Origin of the sequence: Clostridium sp. UBA5712, from assembly GCF_002419845.1 — a bacterium.
GTDB lineage: Bacteria > Bacillota > Clostridia > Clostridiales > Clostridiaceae > Clostridium_J > Clostridium_J sulfidigenes.
Window position 1 is genome coordinate 1 of the sequence record NZ_DIGW01000010.1, and the last position, 22,040, is coordinate 22,040.

The 22,040-nt window shown below is 30.3% G+C and carries 28 protein-coding genes; all 28 read right to left on the bottom strand.

The genetic code is table 11. From position 1 onward, the window contains the following. Positions 1-68: 68 nt before the first annotated feature. The 28 genes from B3B03_RS04030 to B3B03_RS04165 all read right to left on the bottom strand — a co-directional run bounded on the left by B3B03_RS04030 (position 69) and on the right by B3B03_RS04165 (position 21,925). Positions 69-1,364, bottom strand: a complete 1,296-nt coding sequence (locus B3B03_RS04030) for a TldD/PmbA family protein (RefSeq protein ID WP_346876526.1) — start codon at positions 1,362-1,364, stop codon at positions 69-71. Between the two features lies 1 nt (position 1,365). Then, entirely contained in the window at positions 1,366-2,748 is a 1,383-nt protein-coding gene (locus B3B03_RS04035; protein ID WP_346847437.1) for a TldD/PmbA family protein, read from the bottom strand. A 76-nt stretch (positions 2,749-2,824) separates the two neighbouring features. After that, positions 2,825-3,580: a nucleoside phosphorylase gene (locus tag B3B03_RS04040; protein ID WP_346847438.1), complete on the bottom strand. Its 756-nt coding sequence runs from the start codon at positions 3,578-3,580 to the stop codon at positions 2,825-2,827. A gap of 42 nt (positions 3,581-3,622) precedes the next feature. Further along, positions 3,623-4,132: a DNA topology modulation protein gene (locus B3B03_RS04045; protein WP_346847439.1), complete on the bottom strand. Its 510-nt coding sequence runs from the start codon at positions 4,130-4,132 to the stop codon at positions 3,623-3,625. Positions 4,133-4,188: 56 nt separating this feature from the next. Further along, positions 4,189-4,710 carry a GNAT family protein gene (locus B3B03_RS04050; protein WP_346847440.1) on the bottom strand — a complete coding sequence of 174 codons (522 nt, stop codon included), beginning with the start codon at positions 4,708-4,710 and terminating at the stop codon, positions 4,189-4,191. A 24-nt stretch (positions 4,711-4,734) separates the two neighbouring features. Further along, positions 4,735-5,298, bottom strand: a complete 564-nt coding sequence (locus tag B3B03_RS04055; protein WP_346847441.1) for a GNAT family protein — start codon at positions 5,296-5,298, stop codon at positions 4,735-4,737. 141 nt (positions 5,299-5,439) lie between these two features. Further along, entirely contained in the window at positions 5,440-6,201 is a 762-nt protein-coding gene (locus B3B03_RS04060) for a GNAT family N-acetyltransferase (RefSeq protein WP_346847442.1), read from the bottom strand. Between the two features lie 39 nt (positions 6,202-6,240). Then, positions 6,241-6,813 carry a GNAT family N-acetyltransferase gene (locus B3B03_RS04065; protein WP_346876527.1) on the bottom strand — a complete coding sequence of 191 codons (573 nt, stop codon included), beginning with the start codon at positions 6,811-6,813 and terminating at the stop codon, positions 6,241-6,243. Between the two features lie 80 nt (positions 6,814-6,893). Next, positions 6,894-7,463, bottom strand: coding sequence for a GNAT family N-acetyltransferase (locus B3B03_RS04070; RefSeq protein ID WP_346876528.1), 570 nt, complete (start codon positions 7,461-7,463; stop codon positions 6,894-6,896). Between the two features lie 117 nt (positions 7,464-7,580). Next, the gene (locus tag B3B03_RS04075; protein ID WP_346847447.1) at positions 7,581-8,120 is read right to left on the bottom strand and encodes a GNAT family protein; all 540 of its coding nucleotides are present in this window, start codon (positions 8,118-8,120) and stop codon (positions 7,581-7,583) included. Positions 8,121-8,181: 61 nt separating this feature from the next. Beyond that, complete coding sequence (locus B3B03_RS04080; protein WP_346847448.1) at positions 8,182-8,580, bottom strand: GNAT family protein; 399 nt, start codon at positions 8,578-8,580, stop codon at positions 8,182-8,184. 3 nt (positions 8,581-8,583) lie between these two features. Next, positions 8,584-9,660 carry a hypothetical protein gene (locus tag B3B03_RS04085; RefSeq protein ID WP_346876529.1) on the bottom strand — a complete coding sequence of 359 codons (1,077 nt, stop codon included), beginning with the start codon at positions 9,658-9,660 and terminating at the stop codon, positions 8,584-8,586. Positions 9,661-9,707: 47 nt separating this feature from the next. Continuing rightward, positions 9,708-10,709, bottom strand: coding sequence for a S66 peptidase family protein (locus tag B3B03_RS04090; protein WP_346876530.1), 1,002 nt, complete (start codon positions 10,707-10,709; stop codon positions 9,708-9,710). Between the two features lie 166 nt (positions 10,710-10,875). Beyond that, positions 10,876-11,397, bottom strand: coding sequence for a GNAT family N-acetyltransferase (locus B3B03_RS04095; protein WP_346876531.1), 522 nt, complete (start codon positions 11,395-11,397; stop codon positions 10,876-10,878). Between the two features lie 30 nt (positions 11,398-11,427). Beyond that, positions 11,428-12,225, bottom strand: a complete 798-nt coding sequence (locus B3B03_RS04100; RefSeq protein ID WP_150845740.1) for a methyltransferase domain-containing protein — start codon at positions 12,223-12,225, stop codon at positions 11,428-11,430. Between the two features lie 227 nt (positions 12,226-12,452). After that, positions 12,453-13,028, bottom strand: a complete 576-nt coding sequence (locus B3B03_RS04105; protein WP_346876532.1) for a GNAT family N-acetyltransferase — start codon at positions 13,026-13,028, stop codon at positions 12,453-12,455. A 39-nt stretch (positions 13,029-13,067) separates the two neighbouring features. Then, the gene (locus B3B03_RS04110; protein WP_346876533.1) at positions 13,068-13,949 is read right to left on the bottom strand and encodes an aminoglycoside 6-adenylyltransferase; all 882 of its coding nucleotides are present in this window, start codon (positions 13,947-13,949) and stop codon (positions 13,068-13,070) included. Between the two features lies 1 nt (position 13,950). Further along, positions 13,951-14,640: a 5'-methylthioadenosine/adenosylhomocysteine nucleosidase gene (locus B3B03_RS04115; protein WP_346876534.1), complete on the bottom strand. Its 690-nt coding sequence runs from the start codon at positions 14,638-14,640 to the stop codon at positions 13,951-13,953. 54 nt (positions 14,641-14,694) lie between these two features. Next, positions 14,695-15,288 (bottom strand): GNAT family protein, encoded by a 594-nt coding sequence (locus B3B03_RS04120; protein ID WP_346876535.1) that lies wholly within the window; start codon positions 15,286-15,288, stop codon positions 14,695-14,697. Between the two features lie 81 nt (positions 15,289-15,369). Then, the gene (locus B3B03_RS04125) at positions 15,370-15,843 is read right to left on the bottom strand and encodes a GNAT family N-acetyltransferase (protein WP_346876536.1); all 474 of its coding nucleotides are present in this window, start codon (positions 15,841-15,843) and stop codon (positions 15,370-15,372) included. Between the two features lie 11 nt (positions 15,844-15,854). Then, positions 15,855-16,682, bottom strand: a complete 828-nt coding sequence (locus B3B03_RS04130; protein ID WP_346876537.1) for a DUF2785 domain-containing protein — start codon at positions 16,680-16,682, stop codon at positions 15,855-15,857. Positions 16,683-16,730: 48 nt separating this feature from the next. Continuing rightward, the gene (locus B3B03_RS04135; RefSeq protein WP_346847806.1) at positions 16,731-17,288 is read right to left on the bottom strand and encodes a GNAT family N-acetyltransferase; all 558 of its coding nucleotides are present in this window, start codon (positions 17,286-17,288) and stop codon (positions 16,731-16,733) included. Between the two features lie 26 nt (positions 17,289-17,314). Continuing rightward, positions 17,315-18,505 carry a hypothetical protein gene (locus B3B03_RS04140; RefSeq protein WP_346876538.1) on the bottom strand — a complete coding sequence of 397 codons (1,191 nt, stop codon included), beginning with the start codon at positions 18,503-18,505 and terminating at the stop codon, positions 17,315-17,317. A gap of 104 nt (positions 18,506-18,609) precedes the next feature. Further along, positions 18,610-18,732, bottom strand: coding sequence for a hypothetical protein (locus B3B03_RS04145; RefSeq protein WP_346876539.1), 123 nt, complete (start codon positions 18,730-18,732; stop codon positions 18,610-18,612). A 311-nt stretch (positions 18,733-19,043) separates the two neighbouring features. Then, positions 19,044-19,178, bottom strand: coding sequence for a hypothetical protein (locus B3B03_RS04150; RefSeq protein WP_346876540.1), 135 nt, complete (start codon positions 19,176-19,178; stop codon positions 19,044-19,046). A 52-nt stretch (positions 19,179-19,230) separates the two neighbouring features. Next, positions 19,231-20,091 (bottom strand): GNAT family N-acetyltransferase, encoded by an 861-nt coding sequence (locus B3B03_RS04155; protein WP_346876541.1) that lies wholly within the window; start codon positions 20,089-20,091, stop codon positions 19,231-19,233. A 74-nt stretch (positions 20,092-20,165) separates the two neighbouring features. After that, a complete protein-coding gene (locus tag B3B03_RS04160; RefSeq protein WP_346876542.1) occupies positions 20,166-21,008 on the bottom strand; it encodes an MBL fold metallo-hydrolase in 843 nt (280 codons plus the stop codon). Between the two features lie 341 nt (positions 21,009-21,349). Next, entirely contained in the window at positions 21,350-21,925 is a 576-nt protein-coding gene (locus B3B03_RS04165; RefSeq protein WP_346847464.1) for a Type 1 glutamine amidotransferase-like domain-containing protein, read from the bottom strand. Between the last annotated feature and the right edge of the window lie 115 nt (positions 21,926-22,040).

The following is a 22,040-nucleotide window of genomic DNA, read 5'->3' on the forward strand; positions in this document are numbered from 1 at the left end:
ACGCCCATGCTGGGCGCACTAGCAAAGCTCTATGACTAAAAGTCTTCAGTCATAGAGCTTTTATGATTTTAATTTCCTGAAATAGTTACACCTTTAATTTTCATCCAAGGAGTTACGGATTCTCCAGTATTTAAAGTTTCTATAGAGATTTCTTCTATATTATTAAACATATCCTTTAAATTTGAAGTTATCATAGTTTCAGTTATGGCATACTTAATTTCTCCATTTTCAACATAAAAACTATTTTTAGCTACTCCTGAAAAATCTCCATTTGATGCTGGCATATCTCCTGAAAATCTTCCTAGAATTATTCCTTTTTTAGTCGATTTTATTATATCTTCTATGGATTTATCTCCATTATCCACAACTATATTAAAGTCAGTTTTAGTAACTGGCTTTCCAATTTTCTTTGCAGCATATAATCCTATAATAAATGACTTTAATATCCCATTTTCTATGATACTTATATTTTCTGTTTTATAGCCATCTTTAGTTACAAAACTCTTATTAGCTATTTCATCATTTAGAGGCATGCATTTAACCGTAAAATTATGATTAGCAACCTTCTCATTTAATTTATCCTTTAAAATACTTGTACCACCAATTAGTGATCTATCTCCAAGAAAATTTATATTATAGTAATATAGCATTTCTACTACTAACTCTGGAGTTAAAATTATATCTCCAATAAATTTATCCTTTATTCTCTCACAATTAAGTTGACTAACTATATCCTTAAATCTTTGTCTAACATCAGCATACTCCATAAAATCTAAAGGTAATTCATTAAATACATAGCTAAAACCTGTAAAAGATGTAGATTTTTCACCCTCCTTTGCCAAGAACCCTATGTCAATTCTATATCTTCCTTCTACTATTTTAAAGTCTACACCATTAGAATTTAAAAAATTAGTTTCACTACTATTGAATTCTAAGGTAGTTCCATCCACAAACTTAACCTGCGGAAACTCTTCCTTTAGTTTCTTTAAAAACACACTTGTAAATTCATACATCTTATCTAAGTCTGGCTCACTAGTTCCACTACTAAATTCCTCTTTAGGTTGCTCTTCTGCAATATCATTACACTGATCACTCTCTGCTGATTCACACATCTCCATTAACTCTTTAATTTTTGTATTTATTGCTTCTTCTTCTAGTTTATTTAAGGTTATAGTAGATTTTTTATCATCCTTTATAGCTACTAAATCTATGTTAGTATCAATAGTTGTTCTTAAAAGAGTTATATCTTCATTTCCAAAATTTAACTCATATTTTTTATTACTTTTAAGAATGCATTGAGATTTATCCGCCCCTTGCTTCACTATATTATCAATACAATATAAGGCTATTTCTCTATTTCCCATACTATTTTCCCCCTATATTTACACTACATTTTATTGCAGGTCCGCCCATACCTACAGTTATAGGTTGTTTCTTTCCACACATTCCACTATTTGACCATGAAAGGTCATCAGATACCATGGTAACAGTCTTTAACATATCAAAGGCCACTCCTGATATAGTGGTATCCTTTATGGCTTTACCTAACTTTCCATTCTTTATTTCATAACCCATGGTTACTCCAAACATAAACTCACTAGTAGCATCAGCTTGACCATTACCAGGATTCATTAGATAGTATCCATCCTCTACAGAAGCAATCATTTCTTCAAGTTTATTCGTTCCTGGAAGGATACAAGTGTTTCGCATTCTTATTATAGGCTCATCTGAAAACTCATAGGCTCTTGCATTTCCCGTTGGTGCTACATTAAACATATTTGCACTTTCTTTATTATGCATATATCCCTTTAAAATGCCCTTATCTATTATAGTTACATCCTCTGCCTTAGTTCCTTCATCATCTATATATATAGGTACTAGACATGTATCACCAAATGCTGTATTAGCATAATCCACTAAAGTAATTAACGGACTAGCTACCTCTTTGCCCATATATTCATTTGCTATAGAGCCAGCTAGTACAACGTCTGCCTCTGTAGTGTGTCCAACTGCTTCATGGGCAAGGATACCAGCTAAATCTGTAGCCAATATACACTCTTTTAATCCACCACTTGCATATACTCCCTCAGCCTTTTCTCTTAGTCTTTCATAAGTCTTATCTATTTTTTCATATAGATCATCTGGTTTTAAAAACTTATCCTCAAATTGACCCAATCCACTTATAATTTCATATAATTCTACAGGTACACCATTATTATCATTAACCACTAATTCTATCATTATATTTGCTCTTGGTAAAAATGAATATAACTCAGCTCCTGAAGATGTAATAAGACTTTTTTCCATATTTAATTCATTAATTCTTATACTTCTGCTAACTAAATTACTATATTTTTTTATAATATAATTATCTATCTCTTTAGTAAATTCTATTAATTGTTTTTGAGTTAATCTTGCCTTCTTTGTAGCAAATGATTTTTCTATAGAATAGTTTGAAATTATTAACTCTCTATGCCTACTCACTGACTTAGAATTTAAAAATTCCCCATTTTGCCTTGCAATATTTAGTACTTGTCTAATACTTTCATCCTTAATATTAGAATTAGAAGCAAATCCCCATGCTCCATTTACATTTACTCTTGCAGAAATACCACTAGAATTTGTTCTAATATTCTGAATCAAACTGCCATTTGTCATCATTATACCTATGGATGAATTTTCTTGGCATCGCAGTTCCGTATACCCCTTTAGCAAATTAGAATATTTACTGAAATTTGATATAATCATAAACTTCCCCCCTAAAATGAGCATTTACACTCTCTTGTTATTATTATGCATTACTTACATTTATTTTAAAATAATTTTATATATTACTTGCAATCTCAAAAGCTATCATCATATATCTTTCTCTTTCACTTAAATCAAGATTACCAAGAATTCTTTTTTCCCACTTTTCACTATCTAAGTTATCTGCTGAGTATAGAAATTGAAAAAACTCTACTCCTCTAAACTTGCACATAGCTGCTAGTGATGCACATTCCATATCCACAGCAATACATCCTTCAGCCTTTCTTTTTTGCATATTTCCTATGGTTTCTCTATAAATTGCATCAGTTGTCCAAATCTTTCCTTTAACATAGGGAATTTTTAAATCATTTAATATACTTGCCAATTTATCAGCCTTTTCAATAGTTACATAATCACTTGGTTTCATATAGTGATAACTTACCCCTTCATCTCTATATGCATCAGTTGGAACAATTAAATGTCCAGCTGTAATATTTTTATCTAATGAACCACAAGAGCCATATACTATAACCTTCTCTGCTCCCATAGCTATAATTTCTTCAAGGGTACCTGTTGCAAAGGAGCCTCCTACTGGAGTCATATAAAATCCTATATCCTTGCCCTTGTAATTCATCTTATAAATAATTACGTCACCATTTACTGACCTTGTAACCCCTACTTGAACTACACCTTCTAACTTTGAAAAAACATCCATTACTTTATGAGAAAAAGTAGCTATTATTACTTTAGGAAAACCCTCAATTCTCTCTACTACTTCCTTTGGATTTATTATAGCCTCCATGCACTCATCAAAACTATGAATTATACTCATTCTTTCATCTCCTTTACACTCTTATCAACTTTACTTACCATTCTAATTTTCTTTTAAATTCTTAAGAAGTTCATCTACTTCTCTTAGATTATTAAGTACTATTATCTTTTTGTCTTCATAGTTTTTAAGCTTTTCTAAAATCTTAGGTCTTTCATTTTTATTGAACTTCAATACCCATTTAACAAACTCTAAATCTAGCTTTTCTTCACATCCCTCTGTCATATCTGGCCTTTTCTTTCCTTTGAATATGAATCTTCTCTTTACAATTCTATAGGTGCAAAGTAGAGTTGACATATTAAGAAATATTATTGTATCTGCTGAGTTTAACCTGATATCCATAGTTGATCTATAGTTTCCATCTATAATCCATTGATCATTATCAGCTAATTCTCTTACTACACTCTCCCATTTATCCTTTGGTGTCTCTATCCAACCCGGATTCCAATACAAAGTATCTAGATGATATACAGGAAGATTTAATATGCTTCCTAACTTACGTGAAAATGTAGATTTACCTGAACCGCCACTTCCTATTACAGCAATCTTATTCATATTTATCAATATTCTCCTTATCCTTAATAATTTTTTACGTGATAAACACTATACTATCAAATGCTCTTATCTAAGGATAAATAAACCAATTCTTCATCTTCTCTAACCTTAGTCATTCCAACCTTATTTAATAAATTAATAGATGGCATATTATCTCTTAAGCATTCTGCCATAATTACCTTCACAGATTCTTGAGAAAATGCCCATTCTATCAAAGCATTAACGGCTTCATAGCCATACCCAAGCATTCTTTTGCTTTCAACTATGTTATAACCAATTTCAATTTCTCCAATATCATTTGGAGAACCTTTAAATCCACCATCTCCAATTATGGTATTATCCGCCTTATCAATAAAAATCCAAGGTCCATATCCATCTGGAAGTTTCTTTTCTAGCTGAGCCTTAAATATTGGTAACGCAGGCATTATATCGGAACTTGGCCATTCTTCATTAAAATTTACACCTATATGATCATACGCATTTATATCATTTTTTAAGACTTCTGTTATAAATCTAAGTGACATTGTTCTAATAATTAATCTCTCAGTTTCAATTCCTATAACTTGGTTTAAAATCATAATTATCTCCTTCTGATGTATCTGTTACAATACTTCTTCTCTAATATCAATCCATTCTCTTTTCAATAAATCCATGTACATTACATCTGAAAACTTTCCTGTTCTACTATCAAAGAACCCTTCCCTTACAATTCCAATTTCTTTGAAGCCTAATGCTCTATATAAACTGTGAGCGCGTTTATTATCTATCATGCTAGTAAGTTCAATCTTATTTAAATTTAAAAATCTAAACATGAAATCTATGAAATGACTTAAAGCATCCTTTCCATAGCCCTTTCCTTGCTCTTCCTTCCAAATCTTTATTCCAAATTCACATTTTTGCTCCCTTTTATCCCAGCCACAATAACTCATCTCACCTATAGGAGTCATATCCTCCTTCTTGCAGATTATAAATCTTTTACTTGCAGCATATAACTGTGAATTTAAAACTTCCTTCTCTATACTATTTCTTATTGCAGTCTTACTCTCTAAAGTACCATAGGCTAAGGCAGCATGAGACATAAAACTTCCATCATTCCACCATTTATATAAATACTCCTCATCTCCTAGTTCAATTTGCCTTATAACTACACTTTTCCCCTCTATCATAAATATCTCCTTTAATATTTTATAAAATCAAAACCTAAAACTTCTATATGCTCATCCTTATCTAAGGTTTTATCATAATTTTTTCTAAGCTGTATCATGTTTAAGTGATCAAAACCACATTCCTTATACAATTTAATGGCACTAGCATTCCTTGGAATTACTTCTCGAATAAAGTTCCGCCCATGCTGGGAAAAAGCCTGAATTTATGGCAATATTCTGTGAGTGAAAATGAGATTCCACCGTTCCATAAAAAGGAACCTTTCCTCTCTTTAAAATTTCATTCTTTAAAAGTTTAACTAAGGTTGTTCCTATTCTCTTACCTCTATATTCTGGCAAAATATCAATACCTATTTGCCACATAGTTTTACTATCTGCACTTGCACCCGCCATACCAATTATTTCATCACCATCCCAAGCAGAGACTGCAAGCATATCTGGAATATTTTTATCAAATAAAAAAGCTTCTCCAAATCTCTTATCACCCTTAAACTTCAAAATTTCTTCTTGCTCGTACCATTTTATATCATAAATAGGTTTATCCATCTCTTGAACATCAGGATTTGGTAGATAATAATGGTGAGCATCTGCTATCTCATGTCCAACCTCCTGTAGCTTTTTATCAATAGCCCTAAGTTTAGGATATTCAAATAGCCATGCCGCACTTGCATTAATAAATTTTTCTTCAAGCCATGGCATCAATGTAGGAGTTGTACTAATAATTGCTTTGTTTCCAAAACATAGTATTTTAAGAGCACATCCATCAGTATCATAAATTCTTCTACCTTCAACAAGTTTATTCTCAACTATTGTATTTACTTCTTTTTCAAAATCAGATACCTCACAGTTATAATCCAGAGCTAACTGAGCCTTAGCAATTTCTATAATTTCATTTTTTGTATACATATCAATATTCTCCTTTATATTCATAGAACTTTCTCTATTTTAACTTCTACTTTCACTATTCCATTCATCTTTTAATATGGCATATATCGCTAAATCATAAAAGCCTCTTTTCTCACTGAAACTAGCTTGTCTTAATGTTCCTTCATACTTCATTCCACTTTTATTCATTACCTTTCCTGATGCACCATTTTTAGTATCATGAAGTGCTACTATTCTATTAAATCTAATTTCAGAAAATAAATAATCAATCACAGCCTTCAATGCTTCAGTCATTATGCCCATATTCCAATATTTTCTTGACATACAATATCCTACTTCACAGGAATAATGTTTTTCATTTATTCTCACCAAAGAAATTTCACCTATAACTTCTCCAATATCTTTTAACACAATAGCCCAATTATAGTTATCATCATTTGCATATTCCAAAGTCCACTGTTTTATAATTTCTTTAGTTTCTTCTACATTATCATGGGGCTTCCAAGATAAAAATTTTGTTACTTCACTATCTGTTGCCCAGTTTTTAAGCATATCATTAGCATCTGCAACTTCAAGCTTTCTCAGTAAAAGCCTATCTGTATTTATTGTTTGTGTCCCCTTATGTGTCAACATATAAATTTCCCCTTTTTAATTTAAGTTCCTTTACTTTCCTTTAGTATTGTTTTACTACCATAATATATAAAATATAATTATTATGAATGACTATTATATAATTTATAATAATTAAACTTACACATTTCACCATCATATAGTACTACTCTGTCGTCAACATAATTAAATCCAAGTTTATTAATCACAGTTTTAGATGAAGTGTTCTCTGGCTTTACGATTGCAGTTAAAGACTTTAATTCAGTATTTTCAAAAACCCACTGAATTAGCGCTTTAGCTGCTTCTGTTGCATATCCATTCCCTTGGTAGCTATCAGAAATACCATATAAAATCTCAACTTCATTATCTATTTCAGCTTTTGCATGAACTCCCACAACACCAATACATTTATGCTCCACTTTATATTCAATTGCCAATATTATAAAAGGCTCATTTATATTAAACTTTTCATTTAGCCAATTTATCCAAGAAAGTGCTTCTGACTCATTATGCAAAACCATATCAGACAGCCAGTAAGACACATTGGGTTGTTGACTATAATATACTGCATCCTTTGCATCGTATGGTAAAAATGGTCTTATAATTAGATTTTCTGTTTCTATACTAATATTTATCATTTTAAAATCTTCTTTCTTTATTGTAATTCTCATCATTATCTTTAGTTAAACTTGTACAATAAGTGAATAAGCTTAACTAAAATTTATCTATTTTATTTTTGTACTACTACATCTTTATAATTCGTCAAATAAGAATTTTGTTTATTTATATAATTAACACTTAAAGTCATTCCAATTTACTGGGGTAGTTTTTCCATTTTGCCAATCTTCTCTTGTAATACCATAACCAATTGCATCATATAGTTTTCCATTTTTACTTCCCCATGCCTTTCGATGATGTGCCTCTTTAACAAAACCACACTTATGGAATACACATCTCATTGCATAATTATCCTGCCTTGTATTTCCCTCTATCCTTTCCTTATCAGAGTAATTATTAAATATATAATCAACAAGCCAGTTCACAGTAATTGTCCCGATTCCCATACCTTTGTACTTGCTCAAAAGTTTTATGTCAAACAACGGGCTATCATCTTGTAAATCATAAATTCTTATCATTCCCACTTTTATACCCTCATCTAGAATAACCCAAAACGTTTTGCAGTCATCCCCAGTATAATAATGTTTTTCATAGCTCTCTCTAATTCTTTCAGGATTTTGGTTCGGTGTTCCATAAAATTCCCAAGTATCTGATGTTAAAAATCCTACAAGAGTATCAATTTCATCTTTAAATTCTTCAAAGCATATTTTCATGATTTTATTTTCTCCTTTAAATTTATTACAATTGAATCTTTTCTTTTAATCTCTCCTTTGGTTATTCTTCATTTATTTTTGCATAGAGCAAATTATCATAATAGTTATTCTCAAACTTCATAACCTTTTTTAATAAGCCTTCTTTTTTAAAATTATTCTTTATAGCAACTCTTTCACTTGCTTTATTTCGTGGATCCATACGAATTTCCAGTCTTATTAATTTCAAATTATTAAAAGCAATATTTTCTAACATCTTTACAACTTCAGTTGCAATACCCCTATTAAAAAAATTTCTATCTATAAAATAACCTATTTCTCCTACGTGAGGACTATCTTGAAATATTTTTATATTACATCCACCAATCACAGCATCTTCATAGATCATTCCACTTTTAATAATTACTTTTCCTGAGGTAATATTATTAGTATCATGAACTGCTACTATTCTAATAAAAATCATTGATTACCCTAAATACATTTTTTCAAATTCATCCAAATTTTTGTAATATTTAATCTCCATACCAAGTGTTTCATAGTTCTTTTTATATTCTTCCATTGAATTATCAAATTCTTTTGCTGATAAAGCTAAGTTATCTGGAGTAATATTTTTCATTAGGTCTGTTCTAGCAATATCGTATTTACTATACATTTCGTCATAGAATTGTTGGCAACTGGCAGCTGTCATCAATGATAAATAGGTATCACCCTTTTCAGCAGCATGATACATCTTATTCTTCCAATTAGAATAAATTTCTTCATATGTGCCAATAATATCATCTTGTGAGATTACCTTTTTTGAAATAACTTTATCCTTCATTTCCTTTGCAAAATCTTTTAGTGATTTCATTAACATTGTTGATGATTCTTTAACCTCTTGAATACTTGTCGCTTTGATTAAATTCCAATATAATTCATTAAAACCTATGGGAAGATATTTCATTGTAGAAATTTCTTCTGGGACTCTTTTAACACCTCTTTTTACATATGACTTATTATACATATAAATAGCAAACTCAATATAATATAAAATACTTGCTGCCTCATATCTACATTCACCGTATTTATTACTCAGCATTACATTTCCATATCCTTTCATTGCTTCATTGACAAAACTTTCAGCCTTCTCAATATTTTCTATTGAATATTCTTCATTTAGTTTATTTATAACAACTGATCTTAATTTCATATATTTCTGCATGTACTTCTCATCATTACAGTAAACAATATCTAACTCTATTAGTTTTGTAATATAAGGATCATTATATTTTGACATTTCCTCGAGTCTATTCCATGGAGTACAATATATATCAAAAGCTACATCCTCAATGATAAAGCACGATGCAACTTTCCAACCACTATCATCATTAATAACGATACATAAATCTAAGTCGGATTTTTCATAGATATCACCAGAATGGAACGAACCGACAATTCCTATTAATGCAATGGAGCCTGGACATACATTTTCTGCCTTTTTGATAATAGCTTCAATTATTCTATGGTTTCTTTCTTGCAATTTCTTTTTTATATATGTTTCCATAAATTCTCCCTCCAGTAATTAGTGAACATTGTTAAATTCGCAATACCCTATAATTCCCATTCCTCAATAATACTTACTTTCTTGTTTGTAGCATCAAGTTCAATCTCACATCCTATTGGTAGAGTCATCATTGGATGTGTATGACAGCAATCGAAATCTGCAATGAATGGTAATTTTTTATTGCCTAACACTTCTAACAATATTTCATATGGTTTTTTACCTATCTTTAAGTCGTCAAACAACTCATGTTTTCCAAGGATTATTCCCGAAATTCTATCAAAAATACCATTTACTTTTAAAAAAGAAAAACTTCTTTCTATTGTTGCAGCATCTTTTAAAGAATCTTCTATAAAAAGTATATCTCCATCCTTTATTTCAGGCATGTATTTGCTCCCCCATATACCTTGCATTGTATTCAGATTTCCACCTATTACTCTACCTCTAGCAACCCCTTCATAGATCGTAATCCATCTATTTTCTCTCTCTTCTTTGCCTCTATCTTGTGTTTCCCAATTAACATATTCATCTGTCCAATATTGTGGAATTTCAAAAACATAAGGAATTTTTATTTCATCCATCGTAATTTCTTTTAAATATTTAAAAGTGGCATCAACAAAGGGTGGTAATTCCCCAAATGAAGCTACCAATGCAGGTCCATAATAAGTACTTATTCCTGTTTGTTCATAAATAGCCAGTAGAATTGCTGTAACATCAGAATAACCTATTATTATTTTAGGATTCTTTTTAAATGCTTCATAATCTATATAAGGAAGGAGTGAATTTGAGTTCATTCCTCCAATAGTGGACATTATACATTTTACTTCGGGATCTCTAATTAAATTATTTAACTCCTCTGCCCTCTCTTTGATACTACCTGCCCTATAGAAATCGTACTTTCCTGTTAAGTTTCCTTCTACTATTTTAAATCCTTTATCTTGTAAATATTTCTTTGCTCTTTCAAATCTTTTAGGACATGAATATGTTATTGGTGATGATGGTGAAAAAATACCAATAAAATCACCTTTTTTTAATTTCTCTATCCTATTCATGTAAATTCCTCCAGTCCAATAATAACTTCATTCCTTTAATTCTTGTAGACTTTATCTTTCATATTATTTATATCACTATAGTTCATATATCATATACCAATTAAATAGATATCTTAAATAATATACTTTTCCATAGCTATCTGTAGTAAAAAGAAATCCTTTCCAATTAAAGTTCTATCCAATATCTTAATACCTCTTTACCTGATTCCTTTGAAATTACAGTGTTTTCTAACCTTCCACCATTGTACTCAATTATCTTTTTAGAACCAATATTATCAAAGTCACATGTTACTAAAACTGTTCTATGTCCTAGCACCCTTGCTTTTTCCAATATTAAATATAATATTAACTTTCCATATCCCTTTCTTCTATACCTTGGTGATATATCATAACCAATATGTCCACCTTCTTCATAGTTTGTCTCATTAAGCTCATATCTTAATCTAACAGTTCCTAAAATATCCTTGTTTTCATTTAAAAGCCACCATTCTGATGATGCAACGTGTCCCACTTCTAGATTAACTCCCTTTTCCCTATTCTTAAGATAATCTAAATAACTTTTAAAATCATAATTTGCTCTAGAATACCTTCTCTCAATCACATCTTCGTCATTTTTATTATAGTCATTAAACATTTCAATAAATTTTTCCTCAAGACAGAGTTCTGGCTGTACCAAATCAATCATCATTTACACCTCAATTCACAATGAATTTAATATTTACTTCTCCGCTACAAATAAAAGGTGGTTACTTGTACCTAAAAACTCAGGCTTTTCACAGCAATAATAATGATAGTTAAGCCACTTACTATAACTTTCCTCATCCATATTATTTATTTTATCTGCCAAGAGTTCACTTAATCCATCTGTAGCAACCTCTGACGTAATTTTTAAGTCAGATTCTCTTAATAGCTTTCTACACTGGTCTACTGTATGGAAAACAAAAGGAAAGTCTACAACTTTAAAGGTGTCATGATTATAGTTATTTCCCTTTAAAAAATCTTCTTCATAGAGCATAGTTTCCGTAGTAATAACCATGTCATTAGATATAAATGCAAAGAACATCTTTCCATCCTTCTTACAAACTCTTTTTACTTCTGCTATGCACTTCATCCTATCTTGAATTTTTGACAAATGATATAAGGGACCAAAGCATAATACAATATCATAAGTTTTATCTTTAATCATAGATATATCCATTGCATTACCTTGAAATACTTCCATGGACATTTGGGAATCAACTTTTCCCTTTATTTGCATAACATGTTTTTCAACTAGCTCAATGGCAGTTACATCAAATCCCCGTTTTGCAAAGTACAAGCTATATTCTCCTGTTCCAGCTCCTAAATCTAGTATTTTCATACCTGGTCTAAGATTTTTTTCAATCTGCCTTACCGTTGTTAAAAACTCCACTTGCCTTGCCTTTGTAGATAATCTTGAACCTTCATCAAAAATATCATAAAGAGCTGAAACTCTATCCGCTTCCTGTTCTATCTTTGAAATATCCTCTATCTTCATCTAAATACCACCTTACTTAAAATTATGGGTCTGCCCCTCTTTGTCCTAATTTTCTATAGTTCTAGTTCCATTACCTCATTCTTAATTGAAAAGTCTTCCTCTTCCTATTCACGTTGCCATCTCATTCTGCGAGAACTTCCAAATCCTCTTCTCCATCTAATCTACATATCATCTTTCCTTAAACTCTTACACACTTTAAAAAAGTTTCATTTATCTATTCTTAACTATTATTTATTATATTTCCAATTTTTATTAATAATATAGTATATTTCATTGTCTCTCCACTCATTATCTTCCAGAATAAACTTTTCTCTAATTCCTTCAAAATGAAAACCGGCTGATAAAATTACTTTTTTAGAAACTATATTATCAAGATTTATATGAGCCTCTAATCTGTGAAAATTCAAGTCTTCAAATCCTATATTAACTAGTGCTTTTATACTCTCCTTTCCATAACCTTTATTCCAAAACTGATTATGTATTGTATAACCAACCCTTGCATATTGGAAGTCTTCACGCACATGAGTTGTAATATCACAATAACCAATTGAAGCTCCATCCTCTTTACGAAAAATATTCAACATATAGGTGGAATCATTTTTGCCTAGTTCCTCTCGTTCCTTTAATTTCTTAGCATACCATTCCTCAGTGATAAAAGATGTATCAAACCATCCCTCATCATAAGGAGATTGAGATTCATTCTGTTCTTTGAACCCCCTTAGCCATACTTTATAATCTTCTAATTTTAGTGCCCTTATTTCAAGCCTTTCAGTTCTTTCTAAAATATCATTATAGATTACCATTATTTTATCCCACCCCAATTACTATATATTTTTATTTAATCAATATATTTCTGTAGCATCCCTCGGTAATTCTTTGATATGCTTTATAAACTCATAGCTTCTCTTAGCCTCTTCATAATTATATTCATATCCAAATATTTTACCTACTTTAGGTGCAATCTCTTCAAATAACTGGCATGTTGTAATTAGTGCATTCCAAGAGGAATCATAATCACTCATATTAAAGGTACTCATTAACCTTGTCCATACATCTAAATCCAAATATTCTTTTAAATATTTATTTGCTTTCCCTATACTTACTTTAAATTCTGTTTGAATCCCCACCTGCCAAGATAACATAGTTAATAATTCTTTTCTTACATAACTATTCATTACCTCTATTGTAAAAAGAATTTCTTCCCTCCAAAGTCCTTTTGCACAGTATGGCGCTACCCACCAAAACTCATTACATCGACTATAATATTGTCCATAGGTAGGTCTTTTTACCCAATAATCTTCATCAGTTGTTGCTGGTATTTGTGGTAAACAGCTGTCTTTATCAAGTAAAGGAACAGTTAATTTATCTTTTCCATATTCCTTTATTAATATCTCTATAGGCTGAATATGCAAGTCAATTCTATTTCCATCTGTAAACTGCATTAAATAAGTATAGCCATTTTTAAAATCAACATCTCTTCCTTGCATTTTATCAAGCTTATCAGGTTCTTGGAAAATAATTGGCTCACCAAAAACACTTATCCAATCCTCATCTCTCAGAAAAGATTCTGTATCAGTAACTACATAAACAATGTCATAGTCCTGAAAAATGTCTTTTTTCACATTAGGATTTGCCCGAGAACCATTCATATAAACAGCTCTAATTCGGCTATCTCTATTTGCAACACTCAATATTAAATCAAACATTTCCTTTTCAGTTCTCATGTTACATCCACCTCATCTCTAATATTTTTTTAACCATATTAATTGAATTATTTGATGCTGATACACAGTTCTTTTCAAATACTTCTACCCCACACTGATCTTCTGTATCTGTTATAGACCTTATTGCTATGAATGGAACATTATTCACGTAACACACATGAGCAATACTTGCCGTTTCCATATCTACACAAAGTGGATGATATTTAGAAATTATTTCAGTACGACCATTATTACTTATAAAGGCTTCTCCAGTAACAATTCTTCCAAAGAATATTTTTTGAGTGAATGTATTTTTATCTATCACTGCTCTACATAATTCAACCAGCTTACTGTCTGCTTTAAAGTATATACTTTCCATCCATGGATGATATTCAGTCAAGATACCTTCATCCACATCATGATATGTTATTTCTGTTGAAATAACAGTATCTCCAATATTTAATATATTATCTATTCCTCCTGCTACCCCTGTTACAATAATATGAGTAACATTGAATTTATCTATTAATATTTGAGTTGCAATGGCTGCATTTACTTTACAAACCCCACAATACAATGCAACAACATCTCTGTTTTCATATATACCACTGTAAAATGTCAGCATAGCAACATTTTCTACTTTTTTATTAGAAATCTCCTCAATAAAAGGCATAATTTCATTTTCCGTTGGTCCAATAACCCCAATTTTCAAAAACTCATCCCCTAATTATTTACTTAAAAGCATAAATCCATAAGAACTTTATCATCATACTTTATAATCTTTCTTTAATATGGCTAATACAATATCATCCACAAACTCACCTTTCATAATCGTTCTTTCTCTAAAAATACCCTCTTGAACAAAGTTTGCTTTTTTTAGAGCTTTTACAGACGCTTCATTACCAAGGGTTACAGTGGCTTCTATCCTATTAAAGTTCATTACTTCAAATCCGAATTTCACCAAAACCCTTATAACTTCAGTTGCATATCCTTTATTCCATTCATCACGATTAAATCCATATCCAATCTCGCTTCTTATTGAAGCATCATCAAAGCTCCCTAAATTACAATATCCAATGATTTTATTATCATTCTTTCTTGCTACACCCCATGTAATCTCTTCTTTATTTTTAAATTCATTTTTGTAATGATTTATTATGGATAGTGCATCATCTTTAGTATTAATGGGTGTAAACCAATCATATTTAGCAACTTCAGGATCACTATAAATCTTAAATATCTCTTCTACATCTTCTGGATTTACCTCTCTAAATATTAATCTATCAGATTCTAATTCTGGAAATACCTCAAAGCACGACTTGTCAATTTTCACTTCATGCATAATATTATGACTTGTCACTTAGTATCACTCCTCTTTTTCAAATTAGGCAAGTTTGAACTATCTTATAATTTTAAAATTACTTCTAGTAAATAATCAATCTTATATTTTACATATCTTTTCATAACTAACAAGTGTCATTCTTTCATTTATCGGTATTAGATCACCAACTTTTTTATATCCTAATTTTTCGTATAGATGACAGTTGCCCTTTTCCTGAAATATTGTATCCAAAACCCACTTCTGTACTTTAGGATAATAACTTTCTATTTGTTTCAATGCTTCTTGTGCAATTCCCCTATTTTGGTATTCTGGAAGAACACATAAAGCTGATATCTTATAAGTCATTTCCTCTAATTCTGTTACTCTAACCCAGCCAACATTAACGTCGTTCAGTTTAAAAATATAAGCAGTAGTATTGGCTCTATCCATCTTTTCTTTAACCATATCAATACTTTCCATTGCAGGATTTACATCATAATCATGATATTTGTCAAGCAATTGTTTAAATGACCTTTTCTGTATATCATGGATAATATCTGCAATATCGCTTGAAATCTGCATTACCTTTATCATTTCTACTCCCCTTATTTAAATCTACTTATTTCATTCAATACTTCTCTAGCTGTATTTGCAATATTCTCATATTTAGGTATATCAATTAGTCTAAAGTACAGGCTTTTCAAAAATATATTGACATTAAAAGCAATGACTAGATCTTCTGGATATCTTCCCACTTTTTCTATTTTGTTGAACCCCTTAACCCAAGCTTCTATTTCTTCTATTGGTATTATTTCTCTTTCCAATATAGATTTAATAGCTGTAATCATACGTTCATCTTCAAAATGAATATATCCATAATAATTTATATTTAACTTTTTATAAAATGCATCTAGTATGTTTTTTAATCTCTCATATCCAATTTCTTCACACTTAGCAAATTCATCAAGAGCATCAGCACCATGGGCAGCTCCATGAGCCCAGCCTTTAACTTCTACATATCCTCTAACATCCTTATCTTCATTATAAAATTTCAAAAGAATATCAAAGGCCTTTTCAATATCACTTTTAGATAAGAACTTATCACTTCTATGTCTATAGATGCATGCTGCAACTATTTCACTTGAAAAGGTTCTACCGAAAACCGAATCATCAATATTACCTAAACCCTTAAGAATATGCTTTTCATCTAAAGCTATCCACAATAGCTCATTAACCTGCTTTCCTGATAGCTGATTTTCATATATCCAAGTAAATAGATTGGAAAGTATAAGATCATCACGTAATTCACTATCAATATCCCTTATATTGTCCATCATTTTCAAAGATAACTCATATGGATTTACCCCTTCTGGTACTTTATAATCATTTTCCTTTATACTCTTTAACAATTCTTTTAATTCTTGCTTTTCCAACTTATATTTCTCCTCTTTAACCTTTTATTAAATCCCCGTAATACGCCTTTATTCTATATATAAATCCATAAGAATTTCATCATCATAAATTCCATCTATGTTAAAGAAGTTTCTATGAACTCCCACTTTTTCAAATCCAAGCTTCTCATAAAGATGTTGAGCTTTTTTATTGCTAGCTTTAACACCTAAACTTATAGTTTTTATAGTTTCATGATTCTTAGCAAAGTCTATTAATACTTTCATAACTGTAGTGCCAATTCCCATGCTCCAGCATTCCTTTTTTACTGAAATAGCTAATTCACTATTATGGGCTATTCTTTTTCTATTCGGAGCACTAACTTGAGAAACACTAACTATTTGATTATCTATAATACCTAGGAGCATAAGAGCATTATTATTTTCATTTATATTTTTAATATGCTCTCTTTCCTGCTCCAGAGTAAGTCTAAACTCATTTTTACCGAAAAGAAGGTTGTCACTTTCTCCACCAACTATATTTAGATACTCAATCATAGCCTCTGAATCCTCTTCAGTTGGTTTTCTTAATATAAGCACCTTGCGATTTTCTAATTTTACTAGCTTTAATATGTCATCCTTCATATTCATCACTTCTTTCTATAAACCTATTTTTATTAATCATATACCATCATGCTCTTTAAGTATCTTCCTTCTTTCTTACTCTCATATGGTTTAGCTACAATTCCTTCTTTTATTAAATCCTCATTGGCACGTCCAAATATTTGATGCCAAAGTTCATTTTCTACTTCCTTTATACTCACTTTATGCTTAATTGCCGTTAAACCCTTGGAATATTTCTCTATGCTACTTAACGTATTTTTTACTGTTTCAAGGATCTCTATAAGAATAATTTCACCTATTTCGGTGACTATTTTCATATCTCTTTCTTGAAATATAGGTACATTACAATATAATTTATTATCTGTTTCATCTATGTTTATGTAGTCCATCTCTTTAAGAAAAATTGCTAACTCTTTATCTTCATTTGACAACTCATTATAATTAATTGCTTCACTAAAAATTCCCCACATTAGTTGGCCACATTTTTCCGCAGTGTTTTTATTAACCTTATCTATAATTTTTATATATGGTAGATTTAAATCTTGGAAAGGAGTTGAATTTCTAATACTCTGTTGCGTCATTCTAAAAAATCTATACATATCTTTACGTACTCCATTAGAATCTCCAAAACTATTAAAGATAAACTTATTACTTCCATAATTATTACTACTGCATAAAGGTTTATTGCTATAACTATCAACAATATAGCTGTCTTCATATCCAATTATCATATAATTCCTATTACCTGGCTGAAGCTTAGAGCTAGTAAATACATTTCTTTGTTCAAAAAAATCAAAGGCAATTCCATCAAAAATCATGTCACAAATTATATGATATAGTAATCTTTCTTCATCAAAAATCTTATAACTTGATAAATTTTGAAGCTTCTCAACTACTAAAGGTTTTATCCTAATAATTATATCTACTATTTGCTCTCCCACATTCTTTAGATATACATCCATGATTTCAATATCACTCTCTAAAAATATAGGGAAGTTTATTTTAAATTTTTCTTTATTTTCTTCTATTGCATTTATTCTTTTCAAATTACTTATAATACTATTTAACCTATGATTATCAATATCTATAAATTTACTTATATCCTCCTGTGTTAATGAAAATGCCTCATTTTCTGCAATAATATATAATATTTCTGATGCAAAATTTTCATCACACACATATGCAGGGTTATATTTATCATAAACTTCTATATCACCAAAATAATATAAGTTTAATCTTTTCATATTATTCCTCTTTTCTTTTACGCCTTTAATAAATCCTTATTTTTTACTTTTTAGCATATTGTAAAAGCTATTTCCTTCTCTTGTGATTATTACTATTTAAAAACTTAACTTTTTAAATAGCTTAAAACTTCTTTTTCTATAAGATTAAAATCCATAGCTGCTATATCTTCCACGGTATATCTCTTACTTAACTCACCTATCAGCTTAGATCCTAAGAAATACCCCACATCACTGATACCTAAAACTTTGAACCAATCACCATAAAAGTCTCTAGTTCCTTTTTATTTGTCCTTTAAAGCTTCTACATATTTTAATTTAAGTTCTTTTTCTAACTCTTCACAGTCAATGCTCCACTGCTCTCCCCTAGAATCAAAACTACTCTCTCCTAATACTTGTTGAAAATATTGGGCAAAGCCTTCCTCATATATATTCCAGATTCCTTCATTATACTTACTCTGTTCTACCTGCTTTGGTAATTTTGATTCACCTCTTATTTGAAAGTGAACTACATGACAAAGTTCGTGACAAACTAAAGCATCTATTTTCTCCCCATCTCTGGAAAATTACTATTGTAAAACTTCTCCCATAACTCCATCTTTTCCTTAGGCTCTTTATTTAAGTTTTCTTCCATCAATCCCATATAATCCTTAAAAGTATCTATAATGTTTATCATCATAAGTCACCTAGCTTTCTGAAAATTCTAAAAATTACTCTCTCTTTAATCCCTACTGAACAATTCTATAATCAAAATTATCTTCAATAATTTTATATCCTATCTTAGTGTAAACTCCGTTAGATACAGGATTGCGTTTATCTACAAAGAGGCTGCAGAACTCATTTCCTCTTTCTAAATATAATTTACTTAGGTTATAAACTACAGCAACTCCATAGCCCATGCCCCTCTTTCTAGCATCTGAGTAAACTAAACTAACAGAAATTCCTTTCTTTAATTGTTTTGTAAATGCTGCCATAGAAACTGGCACATGATTTTCATCTTCGAAAATATATATAGCTCCATTTCTAATTCTAGTAACTAGCTTTTCTATAAAGGTTTCTACAACCATGTCCTCATTTAAAGCTTCTTTTCCAAATTTAATATGCCAATCTATTACTAAATCTAAATCCTGCTCTGTAGCTTCTCGAAAATACCCTTTAGGCAATGTAACAGAATTTAATTTTCTCAACTCCATAATATCCATGGCTAAGCGTTCCTTGAATTGACACTTTGTTTTACCTTCATAATATTCAATAAATTTATCACAAACTTTTTTATTTGCATTAATACCTACTATATTAATTTTATTTTCTATCAAATAATCAACTAATGCTTTAATAGCATTATCATCTTTTTCTTTTAAATTGTTTATTTGCAAATTATATGGACTCACATTACAGAAAACAAGGGATACTCCTGACTCATCTTCTACACGCCCAAATAAAACATCACTATCAGTATCTTTTTCTCTATTTACATATGCATTAAATAATATTAATTGGTTTACTGATTCCTTCTCAAGAAGTATCTCTTCATTAATGTTTAAAAAATCCTTAACCTTATCATATATAACCACCTTCATAATTTTCATAGTATGAGACTTAACTCATACTAAATACACCCCCTTTTTCTATATAAATGATTTGTACTCTTATTGAATAAGTTTTATAATTTTATTACCATTCCATCGTAAGCAAAGCTAATATCTTCATAATGATTTTGTAACTCTAAATAATCATCATAGGATTTTCCCCAATCTTCCTCAAGATGTGTCATTATAACCTTTTTAATATTATATTTATTCTTTAAGTCCACTATCTCATCCATTACAAATAATTCTTCTCTTAAAGGATTGTCCTCTTCTAACTTAAAGTCACCCTTTAAGACATCACCAATAACTGTATTACCTATAATCATTACATCAGCATCCTTAAAGATTCCATTCACTGGGAAAGGTTTTACATCACAAGGAGCATATATAAGCTTCTTTTCTCCTTCTTCAAAAACAAATACTGTAGCAGATTCAGCCTTAATTAGAGTTATTTTTATTTCTCCTATTTGTATTGAATCATTAACCACATGTCTTTTTATTAAATTTCTTATTTTTTGATAGTAGTCAAAATATGAGCCATGCTTTGAGCGTATGGAATTTAAATCCTCCATTACATGATCCATAGCTATAACTTCTATGGGATTTTCACATTCTATTCCTTGGGAAATATTTAGCCAATTTAGTCGAAGCTGTTCAAATACCCTCATACCAAGGGTATGATCTGGATCCATATGACTATATAAAACTCTATCTATTTCCTTAATTTCTCCATAATTTAAGCTTTGAGAAATATCCTCTGGGGTATCTATAAGTAGCTTAGCTTCTTCTAGATATATGCTACATCCAAATCTTGCATAAGGATTTCCCTTCTTTCTAGCCTCCATACATACTCTACAACAGCAAAGTGGCTTTGGTAGTGTAACACATCCTCCACTACCTATTATTTTAAAATTCATAGTAATCCCTCCTGTTTTCTCTCTAATTATAATTAGATTTTTTATTATATATGTTTTAATAAAGTCTCTACATTAAATTTACTTGCAATCTTAGATCACATTAGGGAATATTAATGAGTTTTATTTATTGAAACTTATATATCACGTATTTTTAAACTCCTTTACTATCTTCAACTTTATCATATACAACTACCTTCATACCTTTATAGCAAGAGCTATTAACTCTAAGTAAAATTCACTTCTTTTATTTTTAGACTATTTTCTGTGTATAACTTTGTTAATAATTCGTGATATATGAAAGTTGCGTATTAACTTATATTCAATTAATAAATTGTAATATGTCAAACTCGAATTACTTGTCCCTTATCTATCAAGAATACTTCACCTATGTATAAGGTGTTATCCTCTGCACATATGATAGCACCGTCATCACATATACCATACAATGGATATTTTTCTGAAAGTAAAAGCAACTCCTCGGTTATATTATTTTTATCTAAATGAGGTTCAACTGAAAATTCAACTAATCCGAGTGCTTCATATATTTTCAGTTCATCATGTTCGCAAGTTAATGTACACACTGCCGTTTTCGTCATATTTATCGAACCAGCACTCATTCCGATAATTACACCTTTTTGTTCTCTAATACATGGTATCAGTCCATAAGATTCCAAATAAGCAAACTGTGTTGGTGTATCGCCACCTGCGAGCCATAAAACATCGGCATTTCTAACTATATCTTGTGCAGTTTCTTTTGACATTCTGCCATCTATAACCTTTACGCTACTAAAAGTTATTCCACAATCAGAAAACATCTTTAAAAAGTGATTACAATACCAATCCGTTTTGTCATATATGTTTTCAAATTCAGAAGCCACAAAAACAAAGTTCATACCCGTATTTATATATGACTTCAATAGTCTGTTAAAATCATCAGGGAATCCATTAGAAAATCCGCTTGTTAGTATTTTAACCATCATACATCCTCCTTTTCATATTCCTTAATTTCGTTGTTTCTTATTACAATCCTTA

What these genes read in the sequence shown, in the direction of transcription:
- B3B03_RS04030 (WP_346876526.1), bottom strand. Translation starts at nt 1,364, where the DNA reads ATGGGAAATAGAGAAATAGCCTTATATTGTATTGATAATATAGTGAAG.
- B3B03_RS04035 (WP_346847437.1), bottom strand. Translation starts at nt 2,748, where the DNA reads ATGATTATATCAAATTTCAGTAAATATTCTAATTTGCTAAAGGGGTAT.
- B3B03_RS04040 (WP_346847438.1), bottom strand. Translation starts at nt 3,580, where the DNA reads ATGAGTATAATTCATAGTTTTGATGAGTGCATGGAGGCTATAATAAAT.
- B3B03_RS04045 (WP_346847439.1), bottom strand. Translation starts at nt 4,132, where the DNA reads ATGAATAAGATTGCTGTAATAGGAAGTGGCGGTTCAGGTAAATCTACA.
- B3B03_RS04050 (WP_346847440.1), bottom strand. Translation starts at nt 4,710, where the DNA reads ATGATTTTAAACCAAGTTATAGGAATTGAAACTGAGAGATTAATTATT.
- B3B03_RS04055 (WP_346847441.1), bottom strand. Translation starts at nt 5,298, where the DNA reads ATGATAGAGGGGAAAAGTGTAGTTATAAGGCAAATTGAACTAGGAGAT.
- B3B03_RS04060 (WP_346847442.1), bottom strand. Translation starts at nt 6,201, where the DNA reads ATGTATACAAAAAATGAAATTATAGAAATTGCTAAGGCTCAGTTAGCT.
- B3B03_RS04065 (WP_346876527.1), bottom strand. Translation starts at nt 6,813, where the DNA reads ATGTTGACACATAAGGGGACACAAACAATAAATACAGATAGGCTTTTA.
- B3B03_RS04070 (WP_346876528.1), bottom strand. Translation starts at nt 7,463, where the DNA reads ATGATGAGAATTACAATAAAGAAAGAAGATTTTAAAATGATAAATATT.
- B3B03_RS04075 (WP_346847447.1), bottom strand. Translation starts at nt 8,120, where the DNA reads ATGAAAATATGCTTTGAAGAATTTAAAGATGAAATTGATACTCTTGTA.
- B3B03_RS04080 (WP_346847448.1), bottom strand. Translation starts at nt 8,580, where the DNA reads ATGATTTTTATTAGAATAGTAGCAGTTCATGATACTAATAATATTACC.
- B3B03_RS04085 (WP_346876529.1), bottom strand. Translation starts at nt 9,660, where the DNA reads ATGGAAACATATATAAAAAAGAAATTGCAAGAAAGAAACCATAGAATA.
- B3B03_RS04090 (WP_346876530.1), bottom strand. Translation starts at nt 10,709, where the DNA reads ATGAATAGGATAGAGAAATTAAAAAAAGGTGATTTTATTGGTATTTTT.
- B3B03_RS04095 (WP_346876531.1), bottom strand. Translation starts at nt 11,397, where the DNA reads ATGATGATTGATTTGGTACAGCCAGAACTCTGTCTTGAGGAAAAATTT.
- B3B03_RS04100 (WP_150845740.1), bottom strand. Translation starts at nt 12,225, where the DNA reads ATGAAGATAGAGGATATTTCAAAGATAGAACAGGAAGCGGATAGAGTT.
- B3B03_RS04105 (WP_346876532.1), bottom strand. Translation starts at nt 13,028, where the DNA reads ATGGTAATCTATAATGATATTTTAGAAAGAACTGAAAGGCTTGAAATA.
- B3B03_RS04110 (WP_346876533.1), bottom strand. Translation starts at nt 13,949, where the DNA reads ATGAGAACTGAAAAGGAAATGTTTGATTTAATATTGAGTGTTGCAAAT.
- B3B03_RS04125 (WP_346876536.1), bottom strand. Translation starts at nt 15,843, where the DNA reads ATGATAAAGGTAATGCAGATTTCAAGCGATATTGCAGATATTATCCAT.
- B3B03_RS04135 (WP_346847806.1), bottom strand. Translation starts at nt 17,288, where the DNA reads ATGAATATGAAGGATGACATATTAAAGCTAGTAAAATTAGAAAATCGC.
- B3B03_RS04140 (WP_346876538.1), bottom strand. Translation starts at nt 18,505, where the DNA reads ATGAAAAGATTAAACTTATATTATTTTGGTGATATAGAAGTTTATGAT.
- B3B03_RS04150 (WP_346876540.1), bottom strand. Translation starts at nt 19,178, where the DNA reads ATGATAAACATTATAGATACTTTTAAGGATTATATGGGATTGATGGAA.
- B3B03_RS04155 (WP_346876541.1), bottom strand. Translation starts at nt 20,091, where the DNA reads ATGAAAATTATGAAGGTGGTTATATATGATAAGGTTAAGGATTTTTTA.
- B3B03_RS04160 (WP_346876542.1), bottom strand. Translation starts at nt 21,008, where the DNA reads ATGAATTTTAAAATAATAGGTAGTGGAGGATGTGTTACACTACCAAAG.